Source organism: Corynebacterium sp. 21KM1197, assembly GCF_033783015.1.
Lineage (GTDB): Bacteria > Actinomycetota > Actinomycetes > Mycobacteriales > Mycobacteriaceae > Corynebacterium.
On sequence record NZ_CP123907.1, the window covers coordinates 1,045,552 to 1,062,399 of the forward strand.

Below are 16,848 nucleotides of genomic sequence, written 5' to 3' on the forward strand. Positions count from 1 at the left end.
GCATGGCTTTTGCTGCTGAACACCCCGTCCTGTCCCACACCGAGTTTCGCCCCGTGGGCGATATTGAGCGTTCGGATAAGCCCTTTGAGGTGGTATCCGAATACCAGCCCGCGGGCGATCAGCCCACCGCGATTAAGGAACTCGATGAGCGCCTGCGCAAGGGGGAGCGCGACGTGGTGCTCATGGGTGCCACGGGCACGGGTAAGTCTGCCACGGCGGCCTGGCTCATTGAAAAGCAGCAGCGCCCCACCCTGGTGATGGCGCCGAATAAGACGCTGGCCGCGCAGTTGGCCAATGAGTTGCGCCAATTACTGCCCAATAACGCGGTGGAATACTTTGTGAGTTATTACGATTACTATCAGCCGGAGGCGTATATCGCGCAGACGGATACGTATATTGAAAAGGATTCCTCTATTAACGAGGACGTGGAGCGCCTGCGCCACCGCGCCACCTCCTCTCTGCTCTCCCGCCGCGACGTGGTGGTGGTTTCCTCCGTGTCCTGCATCTACGGCCTGGGCACCCCGCAGTCCTATTTGGATCGCTCCGCCGTGCTCAAGGTGGGCGAGGAGATCGAGCGGGATCGCTTTCTGCGCCTCCTGGTGGATATTCAGTATGACCGCAATGACGTAGCCCTGGCGCGCGGTTCCTTCCGTGTGAAGGGCGATACCGTGGACATCATTCCGGCCTATGAGGAGGTGGCCGTGCGGGTGGAGTTCTTTGGCGACGAGGTGGATTCCCTGTATTACATCCACCCGGTGACGGGCGAGGAACTCCGCCGCGTGGATCAACTGCGAATCTTCCCCGCCACGCATTACGTGGCGGGTCCGGAGCGCATGGAAAAGGCCGTCTCGGAGATCAAGATCGAGCTTTCGGAGCGCCTGGCGGATCTGGAAAATCGCGGCAAACTCCTCGAGGCCCAGCGCCTGCGCATGCGCACGGAGTATGACCTGGAAATGATCGAGCAGGTGGGTTTCTGCTCTGGCATTGAGAATTATTCGCGCCACATCGATGGCCGTGAGGCCGGTTCCGCCCCGGCCACGCTCATCGATTACTTCCCGGAGGACTTCCTCACCATCATCGATGAGTCCCACGTGACCGTGCCGCAGATCGGCGGCATGTACGAGGGCGATATGTCGCGCAAGCGTAACCTTGTGGAGTTTGGTTTTCGTCTGCCCTCGGCGGTGGATAATCGCCCCCTGACCTTTGATGAGTTCGAGGACCGGGTGGGGCAGACGGTCTACCTTTCCGCCACCCCCGGCGATTATGAGATGGCGGCATCCGGGGGGGAGTTCGTGGAGCAGGTGATTCGCCCCACCGGCCTGGTGGACCCGACTATCGACGTCCGCCCCACCCGGGGGCAGATTGATGACCTCATGGAGGAGATCCGCACCCGCACCCGTAAGGACGAGCGCGTGCTGGTGACCACCCTGACCAAGAAGATGGCCGAGGATCTCACGGATTACTTCCTGGAAAACGGTATTCGGGTGCGGTACCTGCATTCCGATATTGATACCTTGCAGCGCGTGGAATTGCTGCGCCAATTGCGCCTGGGCGAATATGACGTTCTGGTGGGCATTAACCTCCTGCGCGAGGGCCTGGATTTGCCGGAGGTCTCCCTGGTGGCCATCTTGGACGCGGATAAGGAGGGCTTCCTGCGCTCCGAGCGTTCCCTGATCCAGACTATCGGGCGCGCCGCCCGTAACGTCTCCGGCGCGGTGATCATGTACGCGGATTCCGTGACGGATTCCATGCAGTACGCCCTCGATGAGACGGAGCGCCGCCGCGCCAAGCAGATCGCTTACAACAAGGAACACGGCATTGATCCGCAGCCCCTGCGCAAGAAGATCGCGGACATCCTGGATCAGGTGTACGAGCGCGAGGAGGGCGATGGTGGCTCCGCAGCCACGGTGGAGCGCCCGCGCACCAAGGACATGCCCGCCCAGGAAGTGCAGAAACTCATCGATGACCTCACCGCACAGATGGGCGCGGCGGCTAGGGAGTTAAAGTTTGAGTTGGCCGGGCGGCTGCGCGATGAGATCGCGGACCTGAAAAAGGAGTTGCGTGGTATCAAAGAAATGGGAATGTAATCCTCAAGCAAGGATGTGAGTGAAGCAGCATGGTTAGTTACACCACCGTGGCAGCGGGCACGGACGGCTCGGAGACCGCCCTCGTGGCCGTGCGCAAGGCGGCCAGCCTGGCCCGCGTGTACGAGGCAAAACTGGTGCTCATCTGCGCGTACTACGAGGCCTCCGGCTCGGTTTTGAACTCCCCGGGTTCTGAGGCCACCTCGGTGCCCGTGGTCAGCGAGCAGCGCGCGGACGAGTACCTGGAGGAGGCGCGCGCCGTGGCCGAGGAGGAGGGCGCGCGGGACATCGAGGTGTTCAAGACCTCCGGCGCGCCCATCGTGGCGCTCACCGAGGCCGCCAAGGAGAAGGAGGCGGACCTGCTGGTGCTGGGTAACAAGGGCATGCACAGCCTCTCCGGGAGGATCTTTGGCAATATCCCCACCGGCGTGGCCCGGAAGTCCCCGGTGGACGTGATGATCGTCAATACCGAGCAGGCGTAAGCTAGACCCCGAGTGACATCGAACGTGAGGGAAGGTTCATGAGCGAGAATTACCAGAAGATCGTGGTGGGTACGGATGGCTCCAAGTCCTCCATGCTGGCCGTGGAGCGCGCCGCCAAGATCGCGGCGGCTTTCGACGCCACGCTGATCATCGGCTGCGCCTACTACGAGAACAAGGAAGAAGCCTCGCAGACGCTGCGCCAGGATTCCGTGACCATTCTGGGTGATGACCCCGCCCAGAAGAACCTGGACGCCGCCGCAAAGTATGCCCGCGAGACCGGCGCGCAGAAGGTAGAGACGGCCATTCGCCGGGGTACCCCGGTGCAGGCTCTCATGGAGATCGTCAATGAGCACCACGCCGATCTGCTCATCGTGGGCAACCGTGGCATTAACTCGCTCACCGGCCGCCTCCTGGGTTCCGTTCCGGCGGACGTGGCCCGCCAGTCCGATTGCGACGTGATGATCGTGCACACCGTGAACTAAACCGTGGGATCTTCTCCCACGATGGTGAGCGTCTGGGTGGCCCTGGTGATGGCCACGTAGAGGTTCTGCCATCCCTGGGGGGAAGCGTCCACAATGGCCTGGGGATTGACCACCACCACGTGGTCATACTCCAGGCCTTTGCTTTCTGATACGTTCTCCGGGGTAATCACGACCCAGGAGCGGCCGTCCTCGGGGCGTTCGGGCACCTCTGCGGTGTGGCGTACCGGGAACCCGGATTCCCGGATCGCCGTGGCGGGGGTGGCCTCTGGGGCAATGCGGCGCAGCACCCGGGCGGCCACCTCCATGATCTCCACGGGGGTGCGGTAATTCACGCTGAGGCCGTGGTGGCGGAAGCGTCCGCCCACAAAGGGCTCCAGGGTTTCCGCCCAGGAGTCCACCCCGGCGGGGGAGCCGGTTTGGGCGATGTCGCCCACCAGCGTCATCCACCGCGAGGGGCAGCGGCGGAATACCATGCGCCATTCCATCGGGGTGAGTTCCTGGGCCTCGTCCACGATCACGTGGCCAAAGGCCCATTGGCGGTCGGCCGCCGCGCGCTGGGCGGTGGTGCGCACGTCGCGTTCCTCCTGGCGGGAGGCCAGGGTCTCGGCGTCGATCACGTCGTAGGCGCCCAGGTATTCCGCCTCAAAGACCTCATCGTTATCGGTCACCGCGGAGCCCTGAAGAATATCCAGGGCCTCCTGGGCCTCCTCGATGCGCTGCTGCTGCGCCTCGTCGGTGCTCTCCACCGGGGCTTGCCCGAGTCGGTGGGCGAGTTCGTCGAGGAGGGCGGCGTCGGAGGGTGCCCAGCCAGGTTCCGCGCGCAGGAGCGCGGCGCGGGTTTCCTCGTCGTAGTCGCGGGCCACGCGCGCGATGGTCTCGGCGGAATCGAGGAGGCCGCCCAGCACGCCCTCCGGGGTGAGCACCGGCCAGAACTCGTCGATGAGCCGGGCCACGCCGGGTTCCTCGGTGAGGTCATCGTGGAGTTGATCCACGTCCGCGCGGGAGAGCAGGTTGCTCCCGCCCAGGGGGTCGGCTCCGATGCGCTGCGCCATCTGCTGCGCGAGTTGTTCGATGAGGTGCTCGCGGAAGATCGCGCGGGCCTCGTTATGGGGGCGTCGGGAGCGGCGGGCGCGTGTGCGGGACTTCTTTACCATCGCCGGGGTGACGTCGAGCAGTAGGGAATCGATCCGCAGTTCCACCGTGGATTCGGGGAGGCGCTGATGATCCTTGATGGCTTCTGCGAGGATCACGGCCATTTCCTCCGAGCCCTTGATCTCCTGGGAAAGGGCGTCCTCGGTGCGGGTGGGGATCACGCCGGGATAGAGTTCGCTCACGGTGGAGAGCACCACGCCAGTCTCGCCCAGCTCGGGCAGCACGTGGGAGATGTAATCCAAAAAGGCGCGGTTGGGGCCTACGATGAGCACGCCGGTGCGCGCCAGATGCTCGCGCCAGGTGTAGAGGAGGTAGGCCACTCGGTGCAGCGCCACGGCGGTTTTCCCGGTGCCGGGCCCGCCCTCCACCACGAGCACTCCACGGGTGTCATCGCGGATAATGCGGTCCTGTTCCCGCTGAATGGTCTCCACGATATTGCGCATTTTTCCGGTGCGGGCGCGTTGCATGGCGTGCAGCAGGGCGGCCTCACCCGCCACGCCGTCGCGGGTTTCCTGCGCCCGGTTCGCCTCACTCGCCCCGTCCGCCCCGCCTGCCTCGCCGTGCAGGCGCTCGTCATCGACGGCCACCACCTCGCGGCCCTTGGTGCGGATATGGCGGCGCAGGTGAACCCCCTCGGGGTGGGCGGTGGTGGCGAGGTAAAAGGGGCGGGCCATCGGGGCGCGCCAGTCGAGCAGCAGGGTGCGGTAGTGATCGTCCCGATCGTCGAGGCCCATGCGGCCGATATAGCGGCGATCCATGCCGGGGCCGATGGGATTGTCCCCCTCGCCCTCGATGTCGATGCGCCCAAAGACCAGGCCCATCTGGGCCAGGTTGAGGCGGTCTATCTTGGCGTTGAGCGAGTGATATTCGGTCTCGCGCTGAACCAGGGCCTCCGCCTTGGGGTGGGCGGGGTCAATATTGAGTGCGATGTCCCGCAGGCGTTGTTGGGCCTGGGCCACCTCGGCGTCGAGGCGCGCGAACAGCATGTCCACGTACTGCTGCTCGCGGCGGATCTCTTCGCTTTCGTGCACGCGTGTCCTCCTTGCTCGGTGATGGAACCGTCAAGGGTACACCGGGCGCGCGGGGCGGCTTAAAACTCGAAGTTCTTGAGCTTCTTCTGCGCCTTCTTCAGGGCCTTGGTGGCGCGCTTTTGGAACTTAGCGGCCTTCTTGCTGTTGGCGGCGGCCTCGGCCTTGTCCTGCGCCTTGGCGGCGGCCTTCACCACCTTCTTCTTGGCGGCCTCGGCGTTCTCCCGCGCGGTGGCCAGCCAATCGTCCTTGTTCTCCTCCACGTACTCCTTGAGCGCGGAGCCGCTCTCGTTGGCGGAGGTGGTGGCGGACTTCACGGCCTCGGAGGCGCGGTAGGTCAGGCCGGGCTTGCCACCGTTATCCAGGCTGGTGATACCCAGCCCGCCGAGCAGCGCCACGTCGGTGAGGAAGCCCTTGCGGCGGGCGTTCTTCTCCTGGGGATCCTGGGTCTCCCAGAAGGCGTGGCGACCCACGATGGTGGGCATGGCCAACAGAGCCAGGGTGGTGGCCGAGAGGCGGGGGAGCTTGCCCAGGGCCAGGAGGGAACCGGCACCCACCTTGGCGCCGCCCACGGCGCGGGCCACCAGCTCGGGGTCCTGGGGCACCTGGCGCGCGTACTTGCGCGGCAGCAGGGACCGGGTGCGGTTGAGCACGGATTCGGTGGCCTCCACGTGCTTCGCGGTGTTCATCAGGGTATCGGCGCCATCAGCGATGTACACCGAGGCCAGGGCGGGGCGGGCGAGTTTACGAATCATGGCACGCACTCCTTATGTTTCATATGCGATAGGTACAAACAGTCAGTCTAGCGCTTCGCTTACCAGCGGCGTTCCCACCACACGGCAAGGTGCGGGCGTTCCTCGCCCAGGGTGGTGGCCGCGCCGTGGCCGGGGTGTACCAGGGTGCTATCCGGGTAGACGTCAAAGATCCTGGTGGTGACGTCCTTGTAGAGCCGGGCAAAGTCGCTTTCCGACGTCGTCTTGCCCAGCCCACCGGGGAAGAGGCTATCGCCCACGAAGAGGTGGGTGATCCCGCCGAACTCGGCGGAGACGGCCGCGCCGCCGGGAGTGTGGCCGCGCAGGATAAGCACGGGAAGATCGTGCCCGGCGTGCGAGATCACGTCGCCGTGATGCAGTTCCACGTCCACCGGGCGAGGCAACGCGGGGGCGTCGAGGAAGGGGGCGTAATGGGTGGCTCCCGTGGCGTCGAGCACCTCCGCCAGGGCGCGGGTGTGATCCCGGTGCCGGTGGGTGCTGAGCACCTTGGTGATGGTGACCCCGGCCTCCTCCGCCATGCGCAGGATCGCCGGGGCGTTAGCGGCGGCGTCGATAAGCAGCCCCTCGCCCTCGGCGGAGAGCAGGTAGCAGTTGTTGTCCATGTCGGACACGGAGATGTGGTGCAGTTGTAATTCGCTCATGCCTGTTAAGCGTATATGGTGCTGGCGCTTCCGAGCGTATCGTTGGTATGTTCGAGTCTTGTTACTGCAATGGTGGAAGGGATGGAACACGCTGTGGCTGATCGCCTGGTAGTGCGGGGTGCGCGCGAACACAATCTCAAGGGCGTGGACGTGGATCTACCCAGGGAGGCGATGGTGGTTTTCACCGGGCTCTCCGGCTCGGGGAAGTCCTCCCTTGCCTTTGACACGATCTTTGCAGAGGGGCAGCGCAGGTACATTGAGTCCCTGTCCAGCTATGCCCGCATGTTCCTGGGGCAGATGGATAAGCCGGACGTGGACTTCATCGAGGGCCTTTCCCCGGCGGTGTCCATCGATCAAAAGTCCACCAACCGCAACCCGCGCTCCACGGTGGGCACCATCACGGAAATCTACGATTACCTGCGCCTGCTGTTCTCCCGCGCGGGCACGGCGCACTGTCCCACGTGCGACGCCCCCATTCAGCGCCAGACCCCGCAGCAGATCGTGGATCAGATTCTGGCCCTGGAGGAGGGGCTTAAGTTTCAGGTTCTGGCCCCGGTGATGCGGCGGCGCAAGGGGGAGTTCGTGGACCTCTTTGAGGACATCGCCGCCCAGGGCTATTCCCGCGTGCGGGTGGACGGGGAGGTCTATCCGCTGAGCGATCCGCCCAAGCTGAAAAAGCAGATCAAGCACGATATTGACGTGGTGGTGGATCGCTTGCAGGTCAAGGCCTCGCAGAAGCAGCGCCTCACCGAGTCCGTGGAGACCGCCCTGGGCCTGGCCGAGGGCGTGGTGGCGATGGAGTTTGTGAGCCTGCCGGAGGACGATCCCCAGCGGGTGCGCCGATTCTCGGAAAAACTCGCCTGCCCCAACGGGCACGCCCTGCACGTGGAGGAACTGGAGCCCCGCGCCTTTTCCTTCAACAGCCCCTTCGGCGCCTGCCCGGAGTGTGATGGCCTGGGCACCACCATCGAGATCGACGAGGATCTGTTGATCCCCGATCCCGAGGCCCCCGTGGATCAGGCCGTGCAGCCCTGGCACACCAGCCCCAACCACAAGTACTTTGAAAAACTCGTGGCGGGTCTGGCCGGGACGATGGGCTTCCACCCCAAGGACCCCTATTCCGCCCTCACCAAGGAACAGCGTACCGCGCTCGTCCACGGCACCGAGACCGAGGTGACAGTGCGGTATAAGAACCGCTACGGCCGCGTGCGCCAGTGGACGGCACCCTTTGAGGGCGTGGTGGGCTACCTCAAGCGCAAGATGGATCAGGCGGAGACGGAAAACCAAAAGGAACGCCTCCTGGCCTATACCCGGGAGATCGCCTGCCCGGCCTGCAAGGGCACCCGCCTGCGCCCGGAGATCCTGGCGGTGCGCCTGGCCTCTCAGTCCGGGGAACTTTCCATTGCCGGGCTCACGGAACTGAGCATCGAGGAGGCCTTTACGTTCCTGGACACCCTGGTGCTGGGTAAGCGCGAGGAGATGATCGCCGGGGCGGTGCTCAAGGAGATTCAGGCCCGGCTGCGCTTCCTGCTGGACGTGGGCCTCAATTACCTCACGCTCAACCGTTCCGCGGGCACGCTCTCTGGCGGCGAGGCCCAGCGCATCCGCCTGGCCACCCAGATCGGCTCCGGGCTGGCCGGGGTGCTCTACGTCCTCGATGAGCCCTCCATCGGCCTGCACCAGCGGGATAACCAGCGGTTGATCGGCACCCTGGAACGGCTGCGCGACCTGGGCAACACCCTGATCGTGGTGGAGCACGACGAGGATACGATCCGCGCGGCGGACTGGCTGGTGGACGTGGGCCCGCGCGCGGGCGAATACGGCGGCGAGGTGGTCTACCAGGGCACCCCCGAGGGAGTCTTAGAATCCGAGGAATCGCTCACCGGCGCGTACCTTTCCGGCCGCCGCGCGATTGGGGTGCCGGAGCAACGCCGGGCCATTGATCGCTCCCGCATGCTCAAGGTGGTGGGAGCGCGGGAGAATAACCTCAAGGGAATCAACGTGGAGATTCCCCTGGGGGTGCTGGCCTGCGTGACGGGCGTATCCGGTTCCGGCAAGTCCACCCTGGTCAATCAGATCCTGGCCAAGGTGCTGGCCAATGAACTCAACCGTGCCCGCCAGGTGCCGGGCCGGGCGCGCCGCGTGGAGGGGCTGGAGCACTTGGACAAGTTGGTGCAGGTGGATCAATCGCCCATCGGGCGCACTCCGCGCTCGAACCCGGCCACCTACACCGGGGTATTCGATAAGATCCGCACGCTCTTTGCGGAGACCCCGGAGGCCAAGGTGCGCGGCTATAAGGCGGGGCGCTTCTCCTTTAATATCAAGGGCGGGCGCTGCGAGGCCTGCCAGGGCGACGGCACGATCAAGATTGAGATGAACTTTCTGCCCGACGTGTACGTGCCCTGCGAGACCTGCGGTGGGGCGCGCTATAACCGCGAGACCCTGGAGGTCACGTACAAGGGCAAGAACATCGCGGAGGTTCTGGACATGCCGATCTCCGAGGCGGCGGTGTTCTTTGAATCCATCACCTCGATCCACCGCTACCTCAACACCCTGGTGGAGGTGGGGTTGGGGTACGTGCGCCTGGGACAATCCGCCACCACGCTCTCCGGTGGCGAGGCCCAGCGCGTGAAGCTGGCCAGCGAGCTGCAAAAGCGCTCCAACGGCCGCACCGTATATATCCTGGACGAGCCCACCACGGGCCTGCACTTTGAGGACATCCGCAAACTCCTCCTGGTGATCCAGGGCCTGGTGGACAAGGGCAACTCCGTGATCGTGATCGAGCACAACCTGGACGTGATTAAGTCCGCGGATTGGATCGTGGACATGGGCCCGGAGGGCGGCGATGGCGGCGGCCGCGTGGTGGCGCAGGGAACCCCGGAGCAGGTGGCCGAGGTGGAGGGCACGCACACTGGGCATTTCCTCAAGGCGCTGCTCTGAGGATAGGATGGGGCGTCCTAAAAACCAGCCCCTGGGAGGCCCTAGATCGTGAGTCGGTGCCAGATCATCGGTGCGTCCATCATGGTGAGTGTCCTGTGTGCCTCCTGCACCACCGTGACCGAACCGGAGCACATGGCTCACGTGGAGCAGGCCACGACCACGAGTGCGCCCCCGAGTGCGCGGAGCGTTCGCGCAGAATCCGCGCTGGGAAAGGAATTGCGCCGCGTGGTAGACGGCGCGGTGGCTCATCACGGTGGGCGCGCGGGCCTGGCGGTGGTCTCGGAGGGGCAGGTGTATTCCGCCGGGGACCCCGCGCAGGGAGCGGCGTGGTCCACGATCAAAGTACCCATCGCCATCGCGGCCTATCGGGCCGGTACTGCGGAGGATGACACCGCTCGGGCGGCCATCACTTATTCCGATAATGATGCCTCCGTGGAGTTGTGGAACTCCCTGGGCAAGAGCGCGGAGGCGAGCGCGGCGGTGCAGGAGGTGTTATCGCTCACCGGCGACCCCACCGACGTGGCCCGGCAGTGGGGGCACAGCGGCGCGCGGGTTTCCTTTGGCGAGGTGTCCTGGCCGCTGAGCGGGCAGGCGCTCTTTGCCTCCAAGGTGCAGTGCGTGGAGGGGGCCGAGCCCGTGGTGGAACTGATGGGGGAGATCTCCGAGGAACATAAGTACGGGTTGGGTTTGTTCCCGGGTGCGGTGTTCAAGGGCGGCTGGGGGCCCGATGATGATGGCGTGTTCACCATGCGCCAGTTGGGCGTGGTGGATGGCGTGGGCATAGCCATGTACGTACACCCGGAGGATGAGACGGAGTCCGAGGGGCGCGCCATGCTCGATGACATGGCGCGAGGGCTGCGGGAATTGCTGGCCAAGGGGGATATTCGGGCCTCGCGCGGGTGCTGATCCCGAGGCTGATTCTGGTGCCGATTTGCGCGGTGGAAGTGCGCCTGATATATTTTTAGGCACTACCGCCCAGAGCGTTATGCTTGGGACGCAAGAGGAGATCATCCCACCTTACGCCGCCTTATGGGCAGGCCACAGGTTAAGCCGCGCGGTATAGCGTGGCCGTAATGTTCTCCTGCATGCATGGAAAGTGTATGCAGGTTTTTCATTGGGTATGTATATCTGAATGTGGTGCGGTACGAAAGAACACTATTTACCCTGCTACTTGAGGAGTACACATCAGCGCTGAAGCTCGCATTAATGAGCGAATCCGAGTTCCCGAGGTTCGCCTCGTTGGCCCCGGTGGGGAACAGGTAGGCATTGTCCGTACTGATGACGCCCGCAAGTTGGCCTATGAGGCAGACCTGGATCTCGTCGAGGTCGCCCCGAAGGCTAAGCCCCCGGTCTGTAAGATCATGGACTACGGCAAGTACCGGTATGAGCAGGACCAAAAGGCCCGCGAGGCACGCCGGAACCAGCAGCAGACTGTAGTCAAAGAGCAGAAGTTTCGTCCCAAGATCGACGATCACGATTATGAGACGAAGAAGGGTAACGTAGTCCGGTTCCTGGAGAAGGGCTCCAAGGTCAAGGTAACCATCATGTTCCGTGGCCGCGAGCAGTCCCGACCGGAACTAGGGTTCCGCTTGCTGGATCGGTTGGCCCAGGACGTCGCAGAGGTGGGCGTCGTGGAGATGAAGCCCAAGCAGGACGGCCGGAACATGACGATGGTTCTGGGGCCGGTCCGCAAGGGTAAGAAGTAAGACACACGTTAATCAGGGATTGTGAAGGATCGAGCCATGAAGCAAAAGACCCACAAGGGCACCGCTAAGCGCATCAAGAAGACCGGCACCGGCAAGCTGCGCCGCGAGCAGGCTGGTCGTCGTCACCTGTTGGAGGGAAAGCCCTCCACCCGCACCCGTCGCCTCAAGGGCACGGTTGATGTGGCAAAGCCGGATACCAAGCGCGTCAAGCGTCTCCTCGGCCAGGCCTAATCAGGCCACCTGTCCCCACACCACCAACGAGATTTGAAAGAAGAGTATTACCGTGGCACGTGTTAAGCGGTCAGTGAACGCCAAGAAGAAGCGTCGCGAGATTCTCAAGTCCGCCAAGGGATACCGCGGTCAGCGTTCCCGCCTTTACCGCAAGGCCAAGGAGCAGTGGCTGCACTCCATGACCTACTCTTACCGGGATCGTCGCGCCCGCAAGCGCGAGTTCCGTAAGTTGTGGATTCAGCGCATCAACGCCGCCGCCCGCATGAACGGGATCACCTACAACCGCCTGATCCAGGGCCTCAAGCTGGCCGAGATCGAGGTGGATCGTAAGATCCTGGCGGAGCTGGCCGTGAATGACTTTGCTACCTTCTCCGCTATCTGCGAGAAGGCCAAGGCCGCCCTGCCGGAGGACGTGAACGCCCCCAAGGCTCAGGCCGCCTAAGGCGCCGTAGAAGGCAACCATAAGAAGCCCGCCGATAATGCACCTCGGCGGGCTTTTGCCTACCCTGGATACCTATGACCACGCCGCAGTTCCACCAGCAATACTCCAACTATGACAGCTATCACGCGGAAACCTTCGTCCCACCGCGTTCCTATATTCTCTCCGCCCTGCTGGCGTTTTTCCTGGGTCACTTTGGGGTGCATAACTTTTACCTGGGCTATCGCTCGCGGGCCATTACCCAGCTGAGCCTGTACATCGTGGGCTGGCTTTTATCCTTCGTGATCGTCGGCATCCCCATCGTGATCGCCGTGCGCATCTGGGCCTTCGTGGACTTCGTGCTGATCCTGCTGCGCGCCGGTACCTACACCACCGATCCCTATGGCCGGGAATTGACCTAAGCCCAGGTACGGTGGGGTTCATGCCTCTTGATTTTTCCGCTCCGTTCACGGAGCGCACCCCCAGGATTGTTGCGGCGGCCAAGCTTCACCGGGCGGCGGCGCGTCGGAAAGCACGAGCCTTCCTGGTGGAGGGGGAGAACGCGGTGGAAGCGGCGGTGACCACCGGGGCCGCCACGGACGTGTACGTCACCGAGCACGCGGCGCAGCGCTGTACGGAGATCGTGAAGTCCGCGCAGTACCTCAACGTGTACGTGCACCCGATCAGCGATAAGGCGGCTCGTTCGCTCACGGACATGGTGACCACCACCGGAATCTTTGCGGTCTGTGCCCCGGCGCTGTGGCCCATGCAGCGGGCCCTGGCGGGCAAGCCCACGCTGGTGTCCGTGCCGGTGGCCACCGCCGATCCCGGTAACGCGGGAACCCTGATTCGGGTCTCGGACGCGATGGGCGCGGACGCCGTGGTTTTTGCCGGGGAGACGGTGGACCCACAGGGTAATAAGGTGGTGCGAGCCTCGGCGGGTTCCCTGTTCCATCTTCCGGTGGCCCGCGAGGTCAAGGTGGAGTCCGTCCTGGATTCCCTGCGCAGCCGGGGCTTGCAGATCCTGGCCACCGCCGCGGACGGCGAGGTGGAATTGGATGGTGCGGGTGACCTGCTCCAGGCGCCCACCGCGTGGCTCTTTGGCAACGAGGCACACGGCCTGGGGGAGGAGTTGCTGGCGCAGGCGGATCACCGGGTGCGTATTCCCATTCGGGGCCGGGCGGAATCGCTGAACCTGGCCACGGCGGCGTCGATATGCCTTTATGAGTCCGCCCGCACGCAGGCCCAGGCAGCCGGATAAACTGAGTTGGTCAATCGGAGAGAGAAAGCAGGAAGAGGACACGGTGGCTGAGCACAATACTGAGCACTCTGTGCCGGAGATCGCGGAGGAAACCCTCCACCGCGCCGCGCAGGTGGCCCTTGACGCCCTGGAATCGGTGCGGGACCTAGAGGAACTGGCCCAGGCGCGGAAGGAGCACCTTTCCGACGCCGCCCCTATCTTGCAGGCGCGCCGAGCCCTGGGCTCCCTGCCCAAGGCCATGCGCAAGGACGCCGGACGCTGGGTGAACCAGGCGCGCGGGCGGGTGGAAAAGCGTTATTCCGAGGTCAAGGAGATCCTGGAGCGCAAGCACGCCGAGGAAATGTTGCGCCGCGAGGCCGTGGACGTCACAGTGCCCACCACTCGGCGGCAGGTGGGGGCCCTGCACCCGATCACCACCCTGAGCGAAACCATTGGGGACATCTTCGTGGGCATGGGCTGGGAGATCGCGGAGGGCCCCGAGGCGGAGGCGGAGTACTTTAACTTCGACGCACTCAACTTCATTCCCGACCATCCCGCCCGCACGTTGCAGGATACCTTTTACGTGGGCGCGGAGGACTCCGGCCAGGTCATGCGCACTCACACCTCTCCGGTGCAGGTGCGCACCATGCTTGACCGGGAGGTGCCGCTGTACATCGCCTGCCCGGGCCGCGTGTTCCGCACCGATGAGCTCGACGCCACCCACACCCCGGTGTTCCACCAGGTAGAGGGCCTGGCGGTGGATCGGGGCCTGACGATGGCACACCTGCGCGGAACCTTAGATCACCTGGCAAAGGAACTCTTTGGCCCGGAAACCCGCACCCGCATGCGCACCAATTACTTCCCGTTCACGGAGCCCTCGGCTGAGGTGGACGTGTGGTTCCCCAATAAGAAGGGCGGCGCGGGCTGGATCGAGTGGGGCGGCTGCGGCATGGTGAACCCTAACGTGCTGCGCGCGGTGGGTGTGGACCCCCAGGAGTACTCCGGCTTTGCCTTTGGCATGGGCCTGGAGCGCACCTTGCAGTTCCGCAACGGACTTTCGGATATGCGCGACATGGTTGAAGGCGATATCCGTTTCACCCTGCCCTTTGGTATTCAGGCCTAACGCGCGAAGGAGATACCGTGCTTATTTCACAGAACCTCATTACCCGGCACCTCGCGCGGAAGAACACCGGTTGGTCGGTGAGTCCCGAGGACCTCGATTCCGGCTTCGTGCGGGTGGGCTTTGAGACGGAGGGCTACGCCCCCTATCCGGAAACCACCGGCTCGCTCGTGGTGGGGCGCGTGGAGGAGATCGAGGAATTGACGGGCTTTAAAAAGCCCATTCGGTACTGCCAGGTGAACGTGGGCCAGGCCAATGGCACCGGGGAATTGCAGGGCATTATCTGTGGTGCCCGCAACTTCCGAGAGGGCTCCCTGGTGGTGGTGTCCCTGCCGGGGGCGGAACTTCCCGGCGGCTTCAAGATCGCCGCGCGCAAGACCTACGATCACATCTCCAACGGCATGATTTGCTCGGCCACGGAACTGGGGCTGACGGATAAGGCTACCGACGGCATCATCATCCTGGACGAGGGCGAGCCGGGGGAGGACGCCCGCCCCCTCGTGGGACTCGATGACGTGATCTTTGACGTGAACGTGACCCCGGATCGCGGTTATGCGTTGAGTCTGCGTGGCCTGACCAGGGAACTCGCCTCCGCCTTTGATCTCCACTATGAGGACCCCGCCGAGGCAGCTCCGGGCCAGGAGCCCGGCGGCGAGTGCCTGGCGGTGACCGTGGCGGAGGAGACCAAGACGCGGCGCTTTGGCCTGCGCAAGGTCAGCGGCATCGACCCCACGGCGGTGTCCCCGTTCTGGTTGCAGCGGGAACTCATGGCCTTTGGCGCGCGCCCGGTCAATGCGGCCACGGACGTGACCAATTACGTCATGTTCATCCTGGGCCAGCCCATGCATGCCTTCGACGCTAGCGTGATCGCGGGGGACCTCACGGTGCGTTGCGCCACGGCGGGGGAGAAACTCACCACTCTCGATCACGTGGAGCGCACGCTCGACCCGCAGGACGTGGTGATCTGCGATGAGGCCGGGATTCAGTCGCTCGCCGGGGTGATGGGCGGAAGCATCTCGGAGATCAGCGAGTCCACCACCGAGGTGTACTTTGAGGCCGCCACCTGGGACCCGCTCACGGTGGCACGCACCAGCCGCCGCCACAAGCTCAGCTCGGAGGCCTCGCGCCGCTTTGAGCGCGGCGTGGATCCGGCCCTGGTGGAGGTTGCCCTGGACATGGCCTGCGATCTGCTGGTGAGCATCGCTGGAGGCCGGGCCGAGCCCACCCGCACGCTGGTGGGGGAGATCCCCGCCATGCCGCAGATTCGCATGGCGGTCGGCCGCCCCGCGCAGGTGGCGGGCGTGGAGTACGGTGCGGAGACGGTGATCAACCGCCTGCGCGAGGTGGGTTGCTCCGTGGAGCAGGACGCCGAGGACCTCCTGGTCACCCCGGCTACTTGGCGCGGCGACCTCACGATGGATGCCGACCTGGTGGAGGAGGTGCTGCGCCTAGAGGGGTTGGAGGACATCCCCTCGATCCTGCCCACGCCCAAGGGCGGGCGTGGCCTGAGCCCGGTGCAGCGGCGTCGGCGCGCCGTCGGCCATGCCCTGGCTTACCACGGTTACGCGGAGATTCTTCCCTCGCCCTTTACCGCCACGGATATTTTCGATACCTGGGAGTTGGAGCAGGATGACGCCCGCCGCCGCACCGTGGCCGTGCGCAATCCGCTGGAGGCGGATCACGCCGTGCTCGCCACCACCCTCCTGCCCGCCATGCTGGAGGCCGTGGGCCGCAACGCGGCCAGGGGGCGCGCGGACTTAAGCCTCTTTGGTATCCAGCAGGTGTTCTTCCGGCGCGGCGAGCGCACCCCCATGCCCTCGGTGGCGGCGCGTCCCTCGGAGGAGGAGGTGCGCGCGGTGATGGACTCCCTGCCGGAGCAGCCTCTGCATGTGGCCACCGTGGGTGGCGGCAACATCGAGTACGCCGGTCCCTGGGGCGAGGGCCGCGCCTATACCTACGCGGACGCCATCGAATCCGCCCGCGTGGTGGCGCGCGCGGCGGGCGTGGAATTAGAGGTGCGCCAGGCCCAGGAGCGTCCTTGGCACCCCGGCCGGTGCGCGGCATTGCTTATCGACGGTCACGTGGTGGGCCACGCCGGTGAACTCCACCCACAGGTACTGGAGGCCATGAACCTCCCGGCCCGGCTGTGCGCGATGGAACTCGATCTCACGGCCCTGCCCTTCTCCCAGGAGGCTCCGGCCCCGGTGCTCTCCGCGTTCCCGGCCCTGCACCAGGACATCGCCCTGGTGGTGGACGAGGCCGTGGCGGTGCAGGATATTCGCGCCGCCCTGGTGGAGGGGGCCGGTGAATTGCTGGAGGACGTGCAGCTCTTTGATATTTACCGTGCTGACGCGGTGGGCGAGGGCAAGAAATCCCTGACGTTCTCCCTGCTCTTCCGCGCGGCGGATCGCACGCTCACGGACGCGGAGGCAAACGAGGCTCGCCTGGCGGCGGCGCGGTGCGCCGAGGAACGCTGGGGGGCGCATCTGCGCGGATAGCTGCGTGTGAGTGCATGAGGCCCGGTGCTGCCCCAGGTGAGGGGTGGTGCCGG

The 16,848-nt window shown here is 64.9% G+C and carries 15 protein-coding genes; 12 read left to right on the forward strand and 3 right to left on the reverse strand.

Annotated features, from left to right (window positions below):
* Positions 1 to 2 precede the first annotated feature (2 nt).
* The 3 genes from uvrB to OLW90_RS05105 are packed head-to-tail and all read left to right on the forward strand — an operon-like array spanning position 3 to position 3,048.
* Positions 3 to 2,087: an excinuclease ABC subunit UvrB gene (uvrB, locus tag OLW90_RS05095; protein ID WP_319651667.1), complete on the forward strand. Its 2,085-nt coding sequence runs from the start codon at positions 3 to 5 to the stop codon at positions 2,085 to 2,087.
* Between the two features lie 29 nt (positions 2,088 to 2,116).
* Positions 2,117 to 2,566, forward strand: coding sequence for a universal stress protein (locus tag OLW90_RS05100; RefSeq protein ID WP_319651668.1), 450 nt, complete (start codon positions 2,117 to 2,119; stop codon positions 2,564 to 2,566).
* A gap of 38 nt (positions 2,567 to 2,604) precedes the next feature.
* On the forward strand, positions 2,605 to 3,048 hold the full coding sequence (locus tag OLW90_RS05105; protein WP_319651669.1) for a universal stress protein: 444 nt from the start codon (positions 2,605 to 2,607) through the stop codon (positions 3,046 to 3,048).
* Here the strand turns inward: OLW90_RS05105 and OLW90_RS05110 are convergent.
* From OLW90_RS05110 to OLW90_RS05120, 3 genes are all read right to left on the reverse strand, one after another.
* Entirely contained in the window at positions 3,045 to 5,186 is a 2,142-nt protein-coding gene (locus OLW90_RS05110) for a HelD family protein (RefSeq protein WP_319651831.1), read from the reverse strand. The genes OLW90_RS05105 and OLW90_RS05110 overlap by 4 nt on opposite strands.
* A gap of 104 nt (positions 5,187 to 5,290) precedes the next feature.
* A complete protein-coding gene (locus OLW90_RS05115) occupies positions 5,291 to 5,983 on the reverse strand; it encodes a DoxX family protein (RefSeq protein ID WP_319651670.1) in 693 nt (230 codons plus the stop codon).
* Positions 5,984 to 6,042: 59 nt separating this feature from the next.
* On the reverse strand, positions 6,043 to 6,642 hold the full coding sequence (locus tag OLW90_RS05120; RefSeq protein ID WP_319651671.1) for an MBL fold metallo-hydrolase: 600 nt from the start codon (positions 6,640 to 6,642) through the stop codon (positions 6,043 to 6,045).
* Between the two features lie 93 nt (positions 6,643 to 6,735).
* Here OLW90_RS05120 and uvrA point away from each other — a divergent pair, with 93 nt between their 5' ends.
* The 9 genes from uvrA to pheT all read left to right on the forward strand — a co-directional run bounded on the left by uvrA (position 6,736) and on the right by pheT (position 16,795).
* Positions 6,736 to 9,582, forward strand: a complete 2,847-nt coding sequence (uvrA, locus tag OLW90_RS05125; protein WP_319651672.1) for an excinuclease ABC subunit UvrA — start codon at positions 6,736 to 6,738, stop codon at positions 9,580 to 9,582.
* 48 nt (positions 9,583 to 9,630) lie between these two features.
* Complete coding sequence (locus tag OLW90_RS05130) at positions 9,631 to 10,488, forward strand: hypothetical protein (RefSeq protein WP_319651673.1); 858 nt, start codon at positions 9,631 to 9,633, stop codon at positions 10,486 to 10,488.
* A gap of 278 nt (positions 10,489 to 10,766) precedes the next feature.
* Complete coding sequence (infC, locus tag OLW90_RS05135) at positions 10,767 to 11,288, forward strand: translation initiation factor IF-3 (protein WP_186337484.1); 522 nt, start codon at positions 10,767 to 10,769, stop codon at positions 11,286 to 11,288.
* 36 nt (positions 11,289 to 11,324) lie between these two features.
* Entirely contained in the window at positions 11,325 to 11,519 is a 195-nt protein-coding gene (gene rpmI, locus OLW90_RS05140; protein WP_018118582.1) for a 50S ribosomal protein L35, read from the forward strand.
* A 52-nt stretch (positions 11,520 to 11,571) separates the two neighbouring features.
* Positions 11,572 to 11,961, forward strand: coding sequence for a 50S ribosomal protein L20 (gene rplT / locus OLW90_RS05145; protein ID WP_319651674.1), 390 nt, complete (start codon positions 11,572 to 11,574; stop codon positions 11,959 to 11,961).
* A gap of 74 nt (positions 11,962 to 12,035) precedes the next feature.
* Positions 12,036 to 12,359, forward strand: a complete 324-nt coding sequence (locus OLW90_RS05150; protein WP_319651675.1) for a TM2 domain-containing protein — start codon at positions 12,036 to 12,038, stop codon at positions 12,357 to 12,359.
* Positions 12,360 to 12,379: 20 nt separating this feature from the next.
* Positions 12,380 to 13,198: an RNA methyltransferase gene (locus tag OLW90_RS05155; RefSeq protein WP_319651676.1), complete on the forward strand. Its 819-nt coding sequence runs from the start codon at positions 12,380 to 12,382 to the stop codon at positions 13,196 to 13,198.
* Positions 13,199 to 13,241: 43 nt separating this feature from the next.
* Complete coding sequence (pheS, locus tag OLW90_RS05160; RefSeq protein ID WP_319651677.1) at positions 13,242 to 14,300, forward strand: phenylalanine--tRNA ligase subunit alpha; 1,059 nt, start codon at positions 13,242 to 13,244, stop codon at positions 14,298 to 14,300.
* A 17-nt stretch (positions 14,301 to 14,317) separates the two neighbouring features.
* Entirely contained in the window at positions 14,318 to 16,795 is a 2,478-nt protein-coding gene (gene pheT / locus OLW90_RS05165) for a phenylalanine--tRNA ligase subunit beta (protein ID WP_319651678.1), read from the forward strand.
* Positions 16,796 to 16,848: the final 53 nt, after the last annotated feature.